The organism is Paenibacillus sp. FSL F4-0097 (genome assembly GCF_038593125.1).
Lineage (GTDB): Bacteria > Bacillota > Bacilli > Paenibacillales > Paenibacillaceae > Paenibacillus_AQ > Paenibacillus_AQ odorifer.
Genome location: NZ_CP151965.1, coordinates 5,471,238 through 5,489,040, shown reverse-complemented (window position 1 = coordinate 5,489,040; position 17,803 = coordinate 5,471,238). Strand labels below are relative to the sequence as shown.

The 17,803-nt window shown below is 41.3% G+C and carries 14 protein-coding genes; all 14 read left to right on the top strand.

What is annotated here, in order from left to right; all coding sequences use genetic code 11:
* Positions 1-1,001 precede the first annotated feature (1,001 nt).
* The 14 genes from lonB (at position 1,002) to MHH86_RS24560 (ending at position 17,771) form a co-directional block, all read left to right on the top strand.
* Positions 1,002-2,711 carry an ATP-dependent protease LonB gene (gene lonB / locus MHH86_RS24625; RefSeq protein WP_036685060.1) on the top strand — a complete coding sequence of 570 codons (1,710 nt, stop codon included), beginning with the start codon at positions 1,002-1,004 and terminating at the stop codon, positions 2,709-2,711.
* A gap of 234 nt (positions 2,712-2,945) precedes the next feature.
* A complete protein-coding gene (gene lon, locus MHH86_RS24620; protein WP_111505379.1) occupies positions 2,946-5,309 on the top strand; it encodes an endopeptidase La in 2,364 nt (787 codons plus the stop codon).
* 12 nt (positions 5,310-5,321) lie between these two features.
* Positions 5,322-5,990 (top strand): ribosome biogenesis GTP-binding protein YihA/YsxC, encoded by a 669-nt coding sequence (gene yihA, locus MHH86_RS24615; RefSeq protein WP_036685063.1) that lies wholly within the window; start codon positions 5,322-5,324, stop codon positions 5,988-5,990.
* Between the two features lie 104 nt (positions 5,991-6,094).
* The gene (locus MHH86_RS24610) at positions 6,095-6,877 is read left to right on the top strand and encodes a CpsB/CapC family capsule biosynthesis tyrosine phosphatase (protein ID WP_076296948.1); all 783 of its coding nucleotides are present in this window, start codon (positions 6,095-6,097) and stop codon (positions 6,875-6,877) included.
* Between the two features lie 135 nt (positions 6,878-7,012).
* Positions 7,013-9,004 carry an S-layer homology domain-containing protein gene (locus MHH86_RS24605; protein ID WP_342479463.1) on the top strand — a complete coding sequence of 664 codons (1,992 nt, stop codon included), beginning with the start codon at positions 7,013-7,015 and terminating at the stop codon, positions 9,002-9,004.
* Between the two features lie 119 nt (positions 9,005-9,123).
* Positions 9,124-9,903: a Wzz/FepE/Etk N-terminal domain-containing protein gene (locus MHH86_RS24600; RefSeq protein ID WP_094903134.1), complete on the top strand. Its 780-nt coding sequence runs from the start codon at positions 9,124-9,126 to the stop codon at positions 9,901-9,903.
* Complete coding sequence (locus MHH86_RS24595; RefSeq protein ID WP_036685074.1) at positions 9,884-10,570, top strand: CpsD/CapB family tyrosine-protein kinase; 687 nt, start codon at positions 9,884-9,886, stop codon at positions 10,568-10,570. Before MHH86_RS24600 ends, MHH86_RS24595 begins: the two co-directional genes overlap by 20 nt.
* Before the next feature lie 41 nt (positions 10,571-10,611).
* Positions 10,612-12,444, top strand: coding sequence for a nucleoside-diphosphate sugar epimerase/dehydratase (locus MHH86_RS24590; protein WP_342479462.1), 1,833 nt, complete (start codon positions 10,612-10,614; stop codon positions 12,442-12,444).
* A 23-nt stretch (positions 12,445-12,467) separates the two neighbouring features.
* Positions 12,468-13,163 carry a hypothetical protein gene (locus MHH86_RS24585; RefSeq protein WP_342479461.1) on the top strand — a complete coding sequence of 232 codons (696 nt, stop codon included), beginning with the start codon at positions 12,468-12,470 and terminating at the stop codon, positions 13,161-13,163.
* Positions 13,164-13,165: 2 nt separating this feature from the next.
* Entirely contained in the window at positions 13,166-14,191 is a 1,026-nt protein-coding gene (locus MHH86_RS24580; protein ID WP_342479460.1) for a copper amine oxidase N-terminal domain-containing protein, read from the top strand.
* 92 nt (positions 14,192-14,283) lie between these two features.
* Positions 14,284-14,910, top strand: coding sequence for a sugar transferase (locus tag MHH86_RS24575; protein WP_342479459.1), 627 nt, complete (start codon positions 14,284-14,286; stop codon positions 14,908-14,910).
* A gap of 1 nt (position 14,911) precedes the next feature.
* Positions 14,912-15,778, top strand: a complete 867-nt coding sequence (locus MHH86_RS24570) for an NAD-dependent epimerase/dehydratase family protein (RefSeq protein ID WP_342479458.1) — start codon at positions 14,912-14,914, stop codon at positions 15,776-15,778.
* Between the two features lie 4 nt (positions 15,779-15,782).
* The gene (locus tag MHH86_RS24565; RefSeq protein WP_342479457.1) at positions 15,783-16,907 is read left to right on the top strand and encodes a glycosyltransferase; all 1,125 of its coding nucleotides are present in this window, start codon (positions 15,783-15,785) and stop codon (positions 16,905-16,907) included.
* 12 nt (positions 16,908-16,919) lie between these two features.
* Positions 16,920-17,771 carry a glycosyltransferase family 2 protein gene (locus MHH86_RS24560; RefSeq protein ID WP_342479456.1) on the top strand — a complete coding sequence of 284 codons (852 nt, stop codon included), beginning with the start codon at positions 16,920-16,922 and terminating at the stop codon, positions 17,769-17,771.
* Positions 17,772-17,803 lie beyond the last annotated feature (32 nt).

The following is a 17,803-nucleotide window of genomic DNA, read 5'->3' as shown; positions in this document are numbered from 1 at the left end:
AAAATCGAGCTTTTTAGGGAAAAACTCCCTAATAAAAGGAGCATTTCCCTCATTATGTGTGATTTTACCGATAATCAGGGAGGATTTCCCTAATTAGCAGTTGAAAGGTCGTGAATTACTGATAAATAGGGAGTATTTCCCTAATTATTTGGCTGGGTACCAATGATACTTAGATTTTGTACTAAATAGGTTGTTTCTACGAACATAGAAGATACAAACTCATACGTTCAGCAAACTAAGTTAACTCTGCGTCTTAGAGGTAGTCCCCCGAACTTAACTAACTCAGCCTCTAGAAGTAGCTCACCGTCCCCAACTGACTTAGCCTCTAAAAGTAACTCACCGTGCCCAACTGACTTAGCCTCTAGAAGTAACTCACCGTGCCCAGCTGACTTAGCCTCTAGAAGTAACTCACCGTGCCCAGCTGACTTAGCCTCTAGAAGTAGCTCACCATTCCCAGCTGACTCAACCTCTAGAAGTAGCTCACCGTCCCAGTTGACTCAGTTTCTAGAGTAACTCAGCTTCTAAAAGTACCTCGACGAACTCAACTAACTAACATCTTCAGGAAACTCCCAACTCCCTCACCTTTAGCCGTAAAGTCGCAGAATTAGGTTCCTCACCCTACATAGCATCGATCACGATCCTCAGTTACTAAGTTCAACGGCTCGATATATCACCACAGTTCCTCAATTCCATTCCCATTAAGCTCTCCATCATTCAACCTTCATTCCTCTTCATTCCTCCTTTACTTCCGCACTCCTCCGCATTCCTTCTTCTCCAATCTCCTTTCTAACCACCTCAACAATCTCCTTTTTTAAATTTACATAAGCTACATTTGCACTCCCCACACTCATTATTGCCCTTATAGTTAATTATCAGAGTCTATCCTACTGCAACAATTCAACAAATCCTCAAATTCGCGTTTACTAATTACCGAAACGGCTATACTACCTAATAGTAGCCAAGGGTGGAAAGGTAGACTGAACGAAACAGGAGGATGACCTATGGAATTAAGTATAGTTGTGATGATCGTGCAGCTCTTTTTCGCGCTGGTTATCGGCGTATACTTTTGGAATCTGCTGCGGGGTCAGAAGACAAATAAGACAGCGGTGGAACGAGAGTCGCGCAAGGAACTGGACAAGTTACGGAAAATGCGGATGATTACATTAACTAAACCATTGTCGGAGAAAACACGTCCGGCTTCTATTGGAGATATTGTCGGGCAAAAGGATGGGCTGCGCGCCCTGAAAGCTGCACTTTGTAGCGCTAATCCGCAGCATGTGATTATTTATGGTCCGCCGGGAGTCGGCAAGACTGCGGCAGCGCGTGTTGTCATGGAAGAGGCGAAAAAGAATGTGCTTTCTCCTTTTAAAAGTGACGCTAAATTCACAGAGATTGATGCCACAACCGCTCGTTTTGATGAGCGTGGTATTGCTGACCCGTTGATCGGATCCGTGCATGATCCTATTTATCAGGGTGCAGGAGCCATGGGGGTGGCGGGCGTGCCGCAGCCGAAACCGGGAGCGGTGACTAAGGCGCATGGCGGGATTCTTTTTCTGGATGAGATAGGAGAACTTCACCCCATTCAGATGAATAAGCTGCTTAAAGTGCTTGAGGACCGGAAGGTACTGCTAGAGAGCGCTTATTATAATTCGGAGGATAATAATACTCCGGCTTATATTCATGATATTTTTCAAAATGGATTGCCTGCTGATTTCCGGCTAGTTGGCGCTACTACGCGTTCTCCGGATGAGATTTCACCTGCATTGCGTTCGCGCTGCATGGAGATTTATTTCCGCCCGCTGCTGCCGGATGAGATTGCCGTCATCGCGCGTGACGCGATACAGAAAATCGGGCTTAAACCAAGTCCGGAAGCTGTCACTGTGGTGCAGCAATATGCAACCAACGGCCGGGAAGCAGTTAATATGATTCAACTGGCTGCCGGATTAGCTTTAACTGAACAGAGAGATACACTAAATGCTGCTGATGTGGAATGGGTGGCGGGCAGCAGCCAGCTTCCGCTGCGTACGGAACGCAAGATTCCTTCGGCACCGCAGATTGGATTAGTCAATGGTCTTGCCGTGTATGGACCGGGGATGGGTACTCTGCTCGAAATCGAAGTCTCCGCAGCGCCTGCTTTGAACGGTCAAGGCAGACTGAACGTGACAGGTGTGGTGGATGAAGAAGAGATCGGTGGAGGCTCCCGCACGATTCGGAGAAAAAGTATGGCAAAGGGTTCGGTTGAGAATGTATTGACTGTACTACGTACGATGAATCTGGAGCCCGATCGTTATGATTTACATGTGAATTTCCCAGGTGGTACACCGATTGACGGACCTTCGGCAGGGGTGGCGATGGCAGTAGCAATCGTATCTGCTATTCGTGGACTTCCCGTGGATAACACTGTAGCGATCACAGGTGAGATAGGCATCCATGGACGAGTCAAGCCAGTGGGTGGTGTAATTGCCAAAGTGGAAGCTGCTTTTCAAGCTGGAGCCACTACAGTGCTTATTCCAAAAGAAAACTGGCAGTCTCTCTTCGCTGACCTTGCGCCATTACGCGTTATTCCAATGGAAACAGTAGAAGAGGTGTTCCGTCACCTGTTCGGTGCCGATACAGCTGATGTAAGGTTGCCTGCGGTTGCTGGAGAGTTGTTCTCCGCTGCACCTTCACTCCTAAAGGCCGATGCCGCTGGTGAATCTGCAAAGGGTTAAACTAAATTGATCCCTAATTCGAAGAATAAGGTGAGATTTGTCGCTGTAAAATAAAGGAGGCTGCAGGCAATTCTGCTGCTTCCTTTTTAAATGCTATAAGAGATGTTGTCTCTATTTAAGGAAAAGCAAGTCGGTTCTTCTTGAAATCTAAGGACTCTGTTGGTGTTTTGGGGCTGCTTTTGTTAGAATGAATGCATATGAGATTAATTGAGAGCCATGGGAGGTGCGAAAGCGATGATGACAAATAAAACAAAAGGTCGTCGTTTTCCTTTATTGCCGCTAAGAGGGCTTCTTGTGTACCCAAGCATGGTTCTTCACTTGGATGTGGGCCGTGAGAAGTCAGTTCGGGCGCTAGAGAAAGCTATGGTTGAAGATAATTTGATTCTTCTTTGTTCCCAGTCGGAAGTGAATATTGAAGAGCCAGGTCAGGACGATATTTTTCGGGTCGGTACTGTCGCCAATGTGCGGCAAATGCTGAAGCTTCCAAACGGTACGATACGTGTACTGGTTGAAGGTGTAGAACGGGCCGAAATTATTAATTATATCGATAATGATGAGTACTATGAGGTTATGGCGCGTGAGCTGCCGGAAGATGAAGATAGCAATCAAGAATGTGACGCGCTGATGCGTACAGTACTCAATCAGTTCGAACACTATATTACGTTATCCAAAAAAGTGACCCCAGAGACCCTCGCTGCTGTATCCGATATAGAAGAGCCTGGTCGACTTGCGGATGTCATTACGAGTCATTTATCGCTAAAAATTAAGGATAAGCAAGAAATTCTCGAGACGATTGATGTTAGTAAACGGCTGGAGAAGCTTCTTGATATTCTTAATAATGAGCGTGAAGTGCTGGAGCTTGAACGTAAGATCAATCAACGTGTCAAAAAGCAGATGGAAAAGACGCAGAAGGAATATTATTTGCGTGAGCAAATGAAAGCGATCCAGAAAGAACTCGGCGAGAAGGAAGGCCGGGTAGGAGAAGCGGAAGAACTGCGGGCACTAATGGAAGAGAAAAATGTTCCGGAACGCGTGAAAGAAAAGATGGAGAAAGAAATCGACCGGCTGGAAAAAATGCCCGTTAGCTCTGCGGAAGGCGGCGTCATTCGCAACTATGTAGATTGGCTGCTCAGTCTCCCTTGGAGTGAACAGACAGAGGATGATCTTGACATCAAAAAGGCCGAGCAGGTACTTGATGAGGATCACTACGGTTTGGAAAAACCGAAGGAACGGGTATTGGAATATTTGGCAGTTCAGCAGCTGGTTAAGAAGCTTAAGGGTCCGATATTATGTCTTGTAGGTCCTCCAGGGGTGGGGAAAACCTCACTGGCTCGTTCCATCGCCCGCTCGCTGAACCGCAAGTTCGTCCGTATCTCGTTAGGCGGTGTACGTGATGAGGCGGAGATTCGAGGTCATCGCCGGACTTATGTAGGTGCGATGCCGGGGCGGATTATCCAAGGCATGAAGACGGCGGGTACGATTAATCCGGTTATCCTATTGGATGAAATCGATAAGATGGCTGCGGATTTCCGTGGAGATCCATCTTCAGCGCTGCTTGAGGTACTGGATCCAGAACAAAACAACACGTTTAGTGATCATTTTGTAGAGCTGCCGTTCGACTTGTCGAACGTAATGTTTGTAACAACAGCGAACGTAGTGCATAATATTCCGCGTCCTTTGCTGGATCGGATGGAAATGCTGTTCATTCCAGGTTATACGGAACTGGAGAAACTGCAAATCGGCAGTCGTTATCTATTGCCTAAGCAGAAGAAAAACCACGGTCTTGCAGAAGATCAACTGATTATCGAAGACGATAGCTTATTACGCATTGTCCGCGAATATACCCGTGAATCCGGTGTGCGTAATTTGGAGCAGCAGATTGCAGCATTATGCCGCAAAGCTGCGAAACAAATCGTGTCTGAGGAAAAAGAGAAAGTGATTATTCTTCCTGACGACATCAAGGATTATCTTGGGGCTTCCAAATATCGTTACGGTATGGCCGAGCTTGAAGATCAGATCGGTACGGTCACTGGGCTGGCTTGGACTGAGGTCGGTGGAGATACACTGCTGATCGAAGTTACGGTTGTGCAGGGAACAGGTAAACTAACCCTTACCGGACAGCTGGGCGATGTAATGAAGGAGTCGGCACAGGCCGCATTCAGCTATACTCGTTCGAAGGCGGAGGAGCTGGGGCTCCAGCCCGATTTTTATGAGAAGATTGATATTCACATCCATATTCCGGAAGGTGCAATTCCGAAGGATGGTCCGTCTGCAGGGATTACGATTGCAACTGCATTGATCTCCGCGCTCACGAAACGTTATGTTTCGAAGGATGTGGCGATGACAGGTGAAATCACCTTGCGGGGACGTGTACTGCCCATTGGTGGATTGAAAGAGAAATCTCTTGCCGCTCACCGAGCTGGATATAAAAAGATCCTTCTTCCTAAAGACAATGAACGGGATTTGAAAGATATTCCTGAGAGCGTACGTAATGATGTTGAGTTCGTACCGGTATCTAATATGGATCAGGTCTTGCATCATGCGTTAGTTGAGCATCATAATGAAATTAGCAGTGAGCCACCGAGTAGTGTGCATTAGAAAGGAAGTCCTATGAAAGTTAATATTGCCGAATTTATTATCAGTGCCGTTGGCCCTGATCAGTACCCTGATGATTCCTTGCCAGAGGTTGCTCTGGCAGGACGTTCCAATGTGGGGAAGTCCTCCCTCATTAACCGAATGATTAACCGTAAGAATCTGGCTCGGACAAGCTCCACGCCTGGTAAGACACAACACATGAACTATTACCGTATCAATGAAGACAGCATGTATTTTGTTGACTTTCCAGGTTACGGGTATGCCAAGGTTTCCAAGACGCAACGCGCCGTATGGGGTAAAATGGTTGAGAAATACCTCTCTGAGCGCGATACGTTAAAGCTTGTTCTGCTTATTGTGGACCTGCGGCATTCGCCTACCAGCAATGATAAGATGATGTTCGACTGGTTGAAGCATTATGATCTTCCTATGTGTGTTGTAGCGACCAAAGCGGATAAAATTCCGAAGACACGCTGGCAAAAGCATATCAAGACCATGAAGCAGGAGCTGGGCGTGCTGCCAGGGGATAATTTTATTCCATTCTCCTCGGAAATTGGTCTCGGCAAAGACGAGCTTTGGGGCTTAATTGATGGGTATATTCGCCCTTCTGAGAATGAATCTCCGGATTCAGAGGATGCTGAAATGATAGCAAATGAATCTCAGCAAGAGGAGTCAACCGAAGCGTAAGATATGAACTCATTTACAATCAAGCAACCATTCCTGGTGGGAATGGTTGTATTTTTTTGTTGATAAAACTAAAATTTCTATGGAAAAGGACCGATAGATAACATATGATAGATATTCACTGCCACATCTTACCCTTTTTGGATGACGGAGCCTCTGATTGGGAAGCTGCTCTTGCCATGGCGCAAGACGCCCACAGAGAAGGGATTACTTCAGTCATCGCCACGCCACATCATGCCAACGGTCAATATATGAATAACGCCCCCAAGATTAAAGAAGCTGTGGAGTTGATGAATGAGAGACTTCGTCAGGCTGGTAATCCACTGCTTGTTCTTCCAGGTCAAGAGATCCGTATCTACGGGGAGCTTCTGAATGATCTGGAGCGGGGGGAACTGCTGAGTCTTGCAGATTCGCGGTATATTTTACTGGAAATGCCTTCTTCACGAGTACCACGTAACATGGAAGAAATCTGCCACGAGCTGATCATTCAAGGGTTCGTTCCGGTCATCGCCCATCCGGAGCGCAATGCTGAAATAGCTGCTGATCCTTCTAAACTAGAGAGACTGATAGAGCTAGGATCACTTGGGCAGGTAACCGCACAGAGTCTTGCAGGCGTTTTCGGGAATAAGCTACAGAAATTGTCGCTGGAGCTATGCCGTAGAAATGCAGTACATGTGTTGGCCTCTGATGCACATGACAGTGTTCATCGTCCTTTTGGATTAAACGCTGCTTATGTGGTTATGGAGAAAGAATTAGGCCCTGAGCTGCGTGACTATGTTCGCGGCAATGCTCAGCAAATTATGACCAATGGCGAGGTTATTCATGGAAAACACGTACAAACAAGGGGAAACCGACAAAAATTGTTTGGATTTTTTTTCCGAAAGGGCTGACTAATCTACCTAATAGTGGTAGAATGGGTTTTATTGGGTGATTTAATGCTATACGTAATAGCGTAGCATTTGGGCGAATTGTTCTAGGTCTATGGTAGTACAGTATTTTAATACATAAGAAGAGGTGGATATTTAGTGACGTTGAAAAAGAAACTAGTAGTATCAACATTAGCAGCAAGTATGGTAGCAGCATCCGTAGCGGGTCTTCCGTTGGGAAGCCTTGGAGCAGTAGGTACAGCATCTGCGGCTACAGTAAGTAGCAGTGCAGCAGTTAAGGATAAGGTTCTTGCTGTTTACAAACAATTGACCGCAACAGATGCAGTTTATCTCTACAATTTGAAGACTGAGGTTGCAGCACTGAGTGAGGCAGAATTCGTAGAAATTTTTGCTCCAATTCTGAAGAATCTTTCACTGGATGCAGAAGAAACAAAAACATCACTTAAATTGTTCCAAAGCGTTACTAGTGTAGTATACGACGTCTATGGCAATGACTTCTCCGAAATTCAAGTTATCCGTAACGACGACAAAAACATTGCTTTGCTGAGCAAAATTGCAAAGAAAGCGGGTGTGTCTGGACTTACTGTTGATAGTGTTTCTGAATTCTTGAGCAGCATTGAAACAGAACTTCGTGATCTGGTAAGCAGCAAGTCAACTGCAGATTTGTTGGCAATCCTAACTTCTGAATCTGGATACGATACTTTGTTGGATGAAGCTATTGCAAAAGTATTGAGCCATACAACAGGAGCAGGAGCACTCACAGTAAGTCAAGCGTTGGACAAGCTTGGAGTTACTGCTAGTGATGTGAAGCAAACACTGAAGAACCTGAACAATAATATTAAATCCGCGAAACCTGCGGCGAAATCACTTGCATTTGCTTATATTAAAGCCTACGGATTAGGCGATAATGGCAACGGTAATGGCAACGGCAATGGTAATGGTAGTAGTGGAAGCGGGAATGGAAGTGTTACAACGCCTGTAGCTCCTGTTCAAACTCCAGGAATCTACGATGTATCCAAGCTCGTAAGCATTGTTGACGGTAAAGCAACCTTGAAATTGGTTGATGCTGATGTAATTAAAGAATTTGATAAGCTGGTTGCAGCGAACCCTGGTAAAACTGGTCTTACTTTGACCCTAAATCTGGGAACAGTAAACGCTACTACAGTTGAAGTTCCACTTTCCCAAGCCATTATTGAAGCTGCAAAAGCTAAAGGTATTGCGAATATCGCCGTTACTTTCAACGGTGTAACTGTAACGATTCCTGTAAGCCAATTCAGCACAGCAATTTCATTGACAGTAACTACAGCTAAACCAGAAGTTGTAACTTCCGTTACCAAGCTGAAATTGGCTTCGGATGTGTATGAATTCACACTTAGTGTGAACGGTGTAGTACAAAGTACATTTAAACAACCAATTACTATCAAACTGCCACTTAAGAATACTGATGGTCTTGATAAAGAATTGCTTTCTGTTGGTAAACTTGTATACGGCGACCTGCAATTCCAAGGTGGAGTTCTTGATGGAGATTTCATCGTAGAACCACGTGATACATTCTCTTCTTACGCAGTACTTGAGAATAAAGTCTCCTTTAATGATATTGCTGCTGTACAAGCATGGGCTGGTAGACAAATTCAAGTCGTAGCTGCTAAAGGTGCGATTGAAGGAGTCGGAGCAGGTAAATTTGCACCGAAGAACAACGTAACTCGTGCTGAGTTCTCCAAAATGTTGATTCGTGCGCTTAACCTGGAAAACAACTCTGCTGTACAAAGCTTTAGCGATGTAAGTTCAACAGCTTGGTATGCACCATATGTAGCAGTTGCAGCAGAGAAAGGGATTATCACTGGACGCAGTGCGGCCAAATTTGATCCTAATGCAACTATTACACGTGCAGAAATGGCAACAATGATCTCCCGTGCGTTGAAATCTATCAATCCTGATGCAAAAACGGATTCTACTGCAATCAGCAAATTCTCTGATGCTGCTAAGATCAGCGCATCCCTAAGAGATGGCGTAGCGTTTGCAGCAAGCCACAACCTGGTTATCGGAAATGCTGGCAAGTTCAACCCGAACGATACAGCTACCCGTGCTGAAGCAGCAGTAATTATCTACCGTACTATTAACTTCAAGTAAATAAAACTTATAGTATACAGCCTCCTCTCATGTAGGTGAGAGGAGGCGATTTTTTTGCAAATAGGGAAGATTTGAACAGGCATCGAAATATTTCAGAAATAGCTTGGGGGTAATTTCACTTGTCATCACAAGAATTGGATCTTCGCGATTATTTTCAGATCGTCAGGAAGAGACTATGGCTCATTTTCAGCATAGTTGTATTGGTGTGCGGTATTGCTGGTGTATATAGTCTGTATATTAAAAACCCGGTATATGAGGCATCCACGAAAATTATCGTTAACCAAACACCGACGCAGTCAGCGGTGGGGCAGCTTGATTTAAACCAGATTAATACCAATATTCAATTAATTAATACGTATAAGGAAATTATTAAGACTCCGGCCATCCTTGATATTGTTACAAAGGATTATCCGCAATTCGATATTACTGCGGAAGAGCTATTAAAAAAGGTTAATGTGAGTTCCGTAAATAATACGCAGGTGATGACACTTGTCGTTCGAGATAATTCTTATCAGCGGGCTGCTGAAATCGTGAATGCCATTTCACTTGTGTTCAAGGAAGAAATTCCAAGTCTATTTAATGTGGAAAATGTATCGATTCTGAATGAAGCTAAAGTGAATCCAACTGTTGAGCCACGGCCGGTAGAACCAAATGTTTTACTGAACATGGCTATTGCTTTTATCGTCTCTTTGATGATTGGATTAGGGATTGCCTTCCTGTTGGAATATATGGATGACACCCTGAAGACAGAAGCTGATATTGAGAAGTATCTTGGTTTGCCTACCATAGCTATGATTACAAGATTGGGTCAAGATGAAAGCAAGCAAGGTGCCGCACAAACACAAAAACAATCATCCAGAAAGGCGGGGGACCTCGAACATGTCACAGCTTCCAAATAAACAACGCCATCTGATCACCGTTACGAACCCACGCTCTCCTGTCTCTGAAGCGTTTCGCGCATTGCGCACGAATATTGATTTTTCTTCTGTAGATCAGACTATTCAAGTGATTATGGTCACTTCATCCGGACCGGAAGAAGGTAAATCTACGGTATCTGCTAACCTGGCGGCAGCTTACGCACAAGCAGATAAAAGAGTATTGTTGATTGACGCCGATTTGCGGAAGCCGACGGCACATAAGACTTTTACACTAAGCAACCGTTTTGGTTTATCCTCCCTACTGTCTCAACAGGCAGTTCTTGAGGACACTGTCCAAGACTCCGGTGTTAATAATCTTTCAATTATGACCTCTGGACCAATCCCGCCCAACCCGGCGGAAATGATGGCATCTAATCGGATGAGCACTCTTTTACAGGACTTGCGTCAGCGGTATGATGTCATTCTTATTGATACTCCACCATTATTAGCGGTTACGGATGCACAAATTGTGGCCTCGAAGAGTGATGGCGTTATTATGGTTGTAAGCTATGGTAAGGTAAAACGCGATATCGCAGTAAAAGCTAAAGCTAATCTAGATCGTGTAGGTGCAAAAATGCTCGGCGTTGTTCTCAATAATGTAAAACGTAAAGCTAGTGAAGGGTACTATTACTACTACTATGGAAATTGATTTATTCATAATTAAAAATGTTATTTTTGGAGGCACTAAAAATGACAGCGAAATCTAGAGTGATTCTTTTATTCTTCATTGATCTTGCGATCATTTGGTTCAGTATTGTGACATCTTATTTGTTTCGGTACCCTAACCATGCTCTTCAGGAATACATTGTACAGATGCTGCAATTTGGTTTGATTGCAACATTTGCATTCGGTGGAAGCCTGATATACTTCGGTCTTTACCGAAGAATGTGGCAATATGCCAGTATCGGTGAAATTATATCGGTTTCTAAAGCTATTGTAGTAGGGTCTTTATTTTCATTTGCACTGGCGTATCTTATTTTGCCGGATAGAGTACCTCTTGCCATAGAAGTTCGGTCGATGGAGACTATTCTTTTATTAGTAGGTGGAGTCCGATTTTTGTGGAGAGTACTTCATAATGACCGAATCAATTACAAAGACACTAAGACCCATACACTAATTGTAGGTGCTGGTGACTGTGGGATATTAATTGCTCGGGAAATGATGGGACCCTCTTTTGCGCATACCAAATTAGTCGGTTTCATTGATGATAATGCGAATAAATACCATATGTATATTATGGGTGTTCCTGTAATTGGAAATCGTTATGCAATCCCAGCTATTGTGAAAGAAAGAGAAATTCATGAGATTATCATCGCCATGCCCTCTGTTTCACGTACTGAGATTTCTGAAATTATTAATCTTGCCAAAAAAACTGGAGCTAAGCTGAAAATAATCCCGGCTCTTAATGATCTGATCGCTGGTAAAATATCAGTTAAGAAACTTCGGGATGTTAGCGTAGAAGATTTATTAGGTCGTGAGCCGATCGTAGCTGATTTGAACAGTATTTTAGGTTATGTACATCATAAGACGGTGTTAGTAACGGGGGCTGGGGGCTCTATTGGTTCAGAGTTATGCCGGCAGATTGCTCCTTTTGGTCCGGACAAGCTAATGTTACTTGGACACGGTGAGAACAGTATCTACACGATTGAAATGGAGCTTCGTAAGAGTTTTCCGGAGTTGAACATTGTGACCGCGATAGCAGATGTGCAGGATCGCAGTCGGATGATGGACATATTCAGTGGTCATAGACCGCATGTAGTCTTTCACGCAGCAGCACATAAACACGTTCCTTTAATGGAGCGTAATCCTTCGGAAGCCATTAAAAATAATGTTTTTGGCACCAAAAATGTTGCAGATTGTGCAGATAAATATGGTGCGGAGAGATTTGTAATGATCTCTTCTGATAAGGCGGTTAACCCAACCAGTGTAATGGGTGCTACTAAACGGATTGCGGAAATGTATGTGCAGAGCCTGCACACCACAAGTCAAACGAAGTTCTCTGCTGTGCGTTTCGGAAATGTTCTTGGCAGTCGCGGCAGTGTAATTCCAGCCTTTAAGCAACAGATCGCTGCCGGAGGTCCAGTCACTGTCACTCATCCAGAAATGGTGCGTTATTTCATGACGATTCCGGAAGCTGTTCAGCTTGTCATCCAATCTGGTTCTTTCGCCAAAGGCGGAGAAGTGTTCATTCTGGATATGGGAGAGCCGGTTAAGATTCTAACGTTGGCGGAAGACTTAATTACGCTCTCTGGATATGAACCCTATAAGGACATTGATATTCATTTCTCCGGTATTCGTGAGGGTGAGAAGTTGTATGAAGAGTTGCTTACAGATGAAGAGAATTTAGGCTCTACCGATCATGGAAGAATCTTTATCGGTAAACCTAATGTCATAAGTCTGAACCAGTTAGAACTGGAGTTTAAACGTTTGGAACGTGTTCTCGCTGAGGAACCAGAAGTCATCCGCGAAATAATCAATCAGATTGTACCAATGCAGCCCGTTGCCCAAGTTGCTATTAGCTAACTATTCATAAAGGGGGATATAAAGTGTTCAACAAACGATGGAAAAAGATCCTTTTATGGACGTTGTCAGTAATTGTAGTGCTGGGTGTTGGTGGCTTGTTCGCCGCGAATTATGCTGTCGATAAGCTGATGAATTCAATGGTAGATGGTTTTGATCTGGAGTCTGAGGATAATGTTGGTGGTCAAGATCAAGGAACGGCACCAACTGATACAGTTGATGATGGTAATGTCGAACCTGTAGAGTCTGCGGTACCTTCTACTCCACCAGTAAATGATGAGGGAAATAGTAATCAAAGCAGTGAAAATAACGCTAAACCTAGTAGAGAAACAACAGCTTCTACTACTAGTGAACCGACCAAAGCTCCATCATCAGAACAAAAAGATGGCTCTTCAGATGGTTATACAGCACAGGTCTCCACGGATAAAGCTAAACAAATTCAAGAGAATGTAACGATTAAAGATAAAGCAGATGTAGCTTCTATCGTACTTGGCCAACTTAGTGTATCGGATATTAATCGTCTTAAAGATTTGGCAAAGGGTGGCTTAACGACTGAGGAGAAGCGTGAAGCGCGCAGTATCATCCTAGGTAAAGTATCCACAGAGCAGTACAATGAGCTTTCTCAGATTGCTAAGAAGTACGGAGTCAGTCAAGGGAAAACACATGACCAAATCATTGCTGAAGAAGAACAATTAAAAGCGAAAGAAAAGGGAAGTGAATAAATATGTCTAAAGCAATATTATCAGTCGTAGCTTTATCGTTAATAGCTTCAATTGGTCTAGCACCCTTAACAGCATCCGCACCTATCTCAGTATCAGCAGCGGCAGTACCAAGTGCAACGACTAAGGCTGCAAATCCTACGATTAAAGTGCAAAGCATGAACGTGAATTTGATTTTTGACAACGTGAGTATTCAGCCACCCACAGGTCAGTATGTATTCATGTACAACAATACAACTTATGTTCCATTACGGTTTATGTCATATGCTTTACAGAAGAGTGTAGCTTGGGATGCTAAAAATGTTAAAGTTACCGTAGCAGAGCCTAGCAGCTCAGAGCTAGTTATGATTAAAGAATATCTAATGAATGCAACGAACGGGAATAGTACTTCAGCAGCAGCGAAGAATATTGTCCTCAATCAAGTTAAGGCAAGTTATGTATTTAACGATGCAACCAAGGCTTTGCCTACAGGTCAATCTAGCTTCATCCTGAATGGTTCTTTATATGTACCCCTACGTTTTTTATCGGAATCTGTAGGTCATAACATTAGCTGGGATCAGAAGACGAAGACCATTACTGCAGCTTCCAAGGCTTATCAGGAACAAACCACTAATGGATCGACAAACAATGACAATGTTAAGGACCCATCTCCAGTGGCGACATCAGCGCCAACGGATACAATAGGTGCACCAGGTGGTGGTTCTGCAGGAACTGGAAAGGTTTCATATGAAACTATCACTAGTGACACTGAAGCTAAGCTTACGGCGCTTAAAAATCAAAGTCAATCGACATTAATGAGTATTGGTTTTGAGTATCTTGGAGCGACAGATGAAGCGAGTAAGAAAAGTATTAAAGAAAAAGGGTTGAAACAGCTGGCCTCATTTACTGCTAGCTTTAATAGTATAGTTGCTGACACTGAACAAAAACTGAACAGCAATGGCTATAGCACGGAGATTATTAGTCAATATAAAAGTGAATTTGAATCACAGCTTCAGGCGGGTAAAGATATAGCCGAGAAGATGGCGAATTAAGAGAGTAGTTAGAATATCATCTCTATGCTCATTTGGCATAGAGATGATCTACATATATGAAGAAATAGTAACTTAAAGGATCAGGTGAATTTATGAGACCTTATGTTTACGTGAAACAAACCATTGATTTTTTATTAGCTTTAATTGGGATGCTAGTGTTATGGCCGGTCTTTTTAATTATTGCGATTGCAATTAAGGTAACCTCCAAAGGCCCTGTTTTATTTAAACAAAAAAGATTAGGCAAAAACAAATTGGAATTCCACATACTTAAATTCAGAACGATGCGAACAAATACACCACAAGATATGCCAACGCATTTACTAGAAGATCCTGACTTCTTCATTACTAAAGTAGGCAAGTTTCTAAGAAAAACTAGCTTGGACGAGCTACCTCAGATAATCAATATCCTAAAAGGTGAAATGAGTATCGTGGGACCTCGCCCTGCGTTGTGGAATCAATATGATTTGATTGCTGAACGTGATAAATATGGAGCTAATGATATTAAACCTGGGTTGACTGGATGGGCTCAAATTAATGGTCGAGATGAATTGCCTATTGAGAAGAAGGCGAGTCTGGATGGAGAATATACTACAAGTCTTTCTTTTAAGTTTGATATAAAGGTATTTTTTATGACTATCTTGAGTGTTCTGAAATCGGATGGTGTAAAGGAAGGAACAACAAAACAGGAAGTGTCTTCTACTAAAGGGGTAACCTTATAAGATGAGCAAACGAAAGATATTAATAACTGGTAAAGGTAGTTATGTGGGTACAAATTTTATAAAGTGGCTGGAACAATCGCCAGAACAATACGAAGTCGTGGAGCTATCGGTTAGAGGTACGGAATGGAAGGAACATGATTTTTCAATTTATGATGTAGTACTCCATGTTGCTGGAATTGCTCATGTATCTACGGATCCAAGTATGGAGCAACAATATTATAAAGTTAATCGTGATTTGGCGATTGAAGTTGCGGAAAAGGCAAAAAAAGAACACGTTAAGCAGTTTGTTTTCACAAGCAGTATTATCGTCTATGGTGATAGTAGTAGTGAGAAGGTCATAGATAGAAATACTGTACCTAAACCAAGTAATTTCTATGGAAATAGCAAATTACAGGCAGAAGAGGGAATAAAGTTATTAGAGAGTAATTCTTTTAGGGTTGTTATTTTACGTCCTCCAATGGTATATGGTCGACACTCAAAGGGCAACTTTGTAAGACTATCGCGATTAGCTAGGGAGCTACCTGTCTTTCCTGATTATGATAACAAGCGAAGTATGATTTATATAAAGAATCTTTGCGAGTTTGTAAAGCTTGTAATAGATAATTATGAGAGTGGTCTTTTTTTTCCTCAAAATAGTGAGTATGTTAAAACAAGCGAAATGGTTAGTTGTATTGCTGAGGCTCACAACAAACGCATTAGATTAACTAAAGTATTTAATCCAATTATAAAAATGATGATTACCAAAGTAGGTATAGTAAATAAGGTGTTTGGGAATCTGTATTATGAACAAAATATCAGTGAGTATAAAGTTAACTATAGAGTACTCAGCTTAAGAGAATCTATTACAGTGACTGAAGTGGAGAGATAAAGCAATGAATGTAATAATAGTAAATTGTTTTGATACTTATGAAGAGAGGGTTGACCTTCTCCACGCATATTTTGTTAGCAACGGTCATAAAGTTACAGTTATTCAGTCTGATTTTAGACATTTTAAAAAAGTGTATCGAACAGAACAAAAAGCAGATTTTTTATTTGTACCTTCAAAGCCTTACTACAAAAACCTTTCTTTTTCTAGGATGAAATCGCATTATATATTTGCGAAGAATGCTTTCAAACTTGTTGAAAACAATAAACCGGATTTAATATATGCAATTATCCCTCCGAATTCTATAGCGAAATTTGCTGCTAACTATAAAAAAAAGAATCCGAAAGTGAAGTTGATTTTTGATTTAATTGATCTTTGGCCAGAAACGATGCCAATAGGGAAGATTAAGAACTTCCCTCCATTCTCATTTTGGCAATCAATGAGAGATAAAAATTTGAAATATGCTGATTTTATAATTTCGGAATGCGATTTATTTAGATCCATTCTGAAAGATGTGTTAGTGAATTTGAAGTCGTTCACACTTTACTTGGCAAAAAAAGAAATCTCATATGAGAGTATTCCTAACTTGTCTGAAAACGAGATTCATTTGTGCTATTTAGGATCTATCAATAATATTATTGATATACAAAAAATAAAGAAAACAATAGAAGTGATTCACCGCTTAAAACCTACAACAATTCATATTATTGGTGACGGAGAAAACAGAGAGAAGCTAATGAGAGAAGTAAAAGAAACTGGAGCTTCAGTGGAATACTATGGAAAAGTATATGATTATACAGAAAAACAAAGAGTATTTGATAAATGTCATTTCGGAATCAATATTATGAAAGATGAAGTTTGTGTAGGTCTTACGATGAAGTCAATAGATTATTTTCAAGGTGGTTTACCAATAATTAACAATATTCAGTTTGATACTGAAAGATTAGTTAATAAATATAGCGTAGGTATCAATATTATGAATGATAATATTGATATTCTTGCTTCAAGTATTTGTAATTTAGATATTGAGAAACTACTTAATATGAGAAAAAACGCAAGAAAAGTCTTTGAAAAGCATTTTTCGGTTGAAGGTTTTAATGAAGTGTTGGATCAATATTTCACTATTTATTAAAGAGAGGTAGAAATGTTGATGAAAATTATAGGTGGAATCATTCTCTTTAATCCAGACATTTATAGATTAAAAGAGAATGTGAATAGTATTTTACCGCAAGTTGATAAGCTTTATATGATTGATAATTGTTCCTCTAATATCGAAGAAATTGAAAGAGAATTTAAGGGTTTAAGGAATATAACTATTGTTAATAATATACGGAATTTTGGGGTTGCTAAAGGTCTTAATCAAATTATGGAAATTGCAAAGACACAAGGAGCTGATTGGGTATTAACATTGGATCAAGATTCAATATGTCCTAATGATTTAATTGTTAAGTCATCGAGATATATTGAAAAAAGAAATATTGGGATTATTTGCCCAAAAATAATTGATACAAAAATTAATGTTTTATTAACTGAACCTAATAAAGACATTGATTATGAATTTGTTAATAGATGTATAACTTCTGCATCTTTAACGAATGTAGAAATTTGGAATGAAATTGGTTTTTTTAATGATGAACTATTTATTGATTATGTTGACTTTGATTATTGCGCAAGGCTTTTTATAAATAATTATAAAATTCTTAGAATGAATGACGTGGCATTAAGCCACCAATTGGGTGATAGTAAAATAAAGAAATTGTTCTTTAAGGAGATAAGGGTAACGAATCATTCCGCCTTTAGAAAATACTTTATTGCTCGTAATATAACGTATTATATTAGAAAGTATAGAAAGGTAATGAATGTTAAACTTGAGTACTTAAGACTAATCAAAGTATTAACTCTAGCAATTTTTTTTGAATCTAATAAAAAAGAAAAGATTAAGAATTATTTCAAAGGAATATTACATGGATTGAAAATGAATTTAAAAAATGATTGAATACTTGATTATATATACAAACGTTTAGGAGA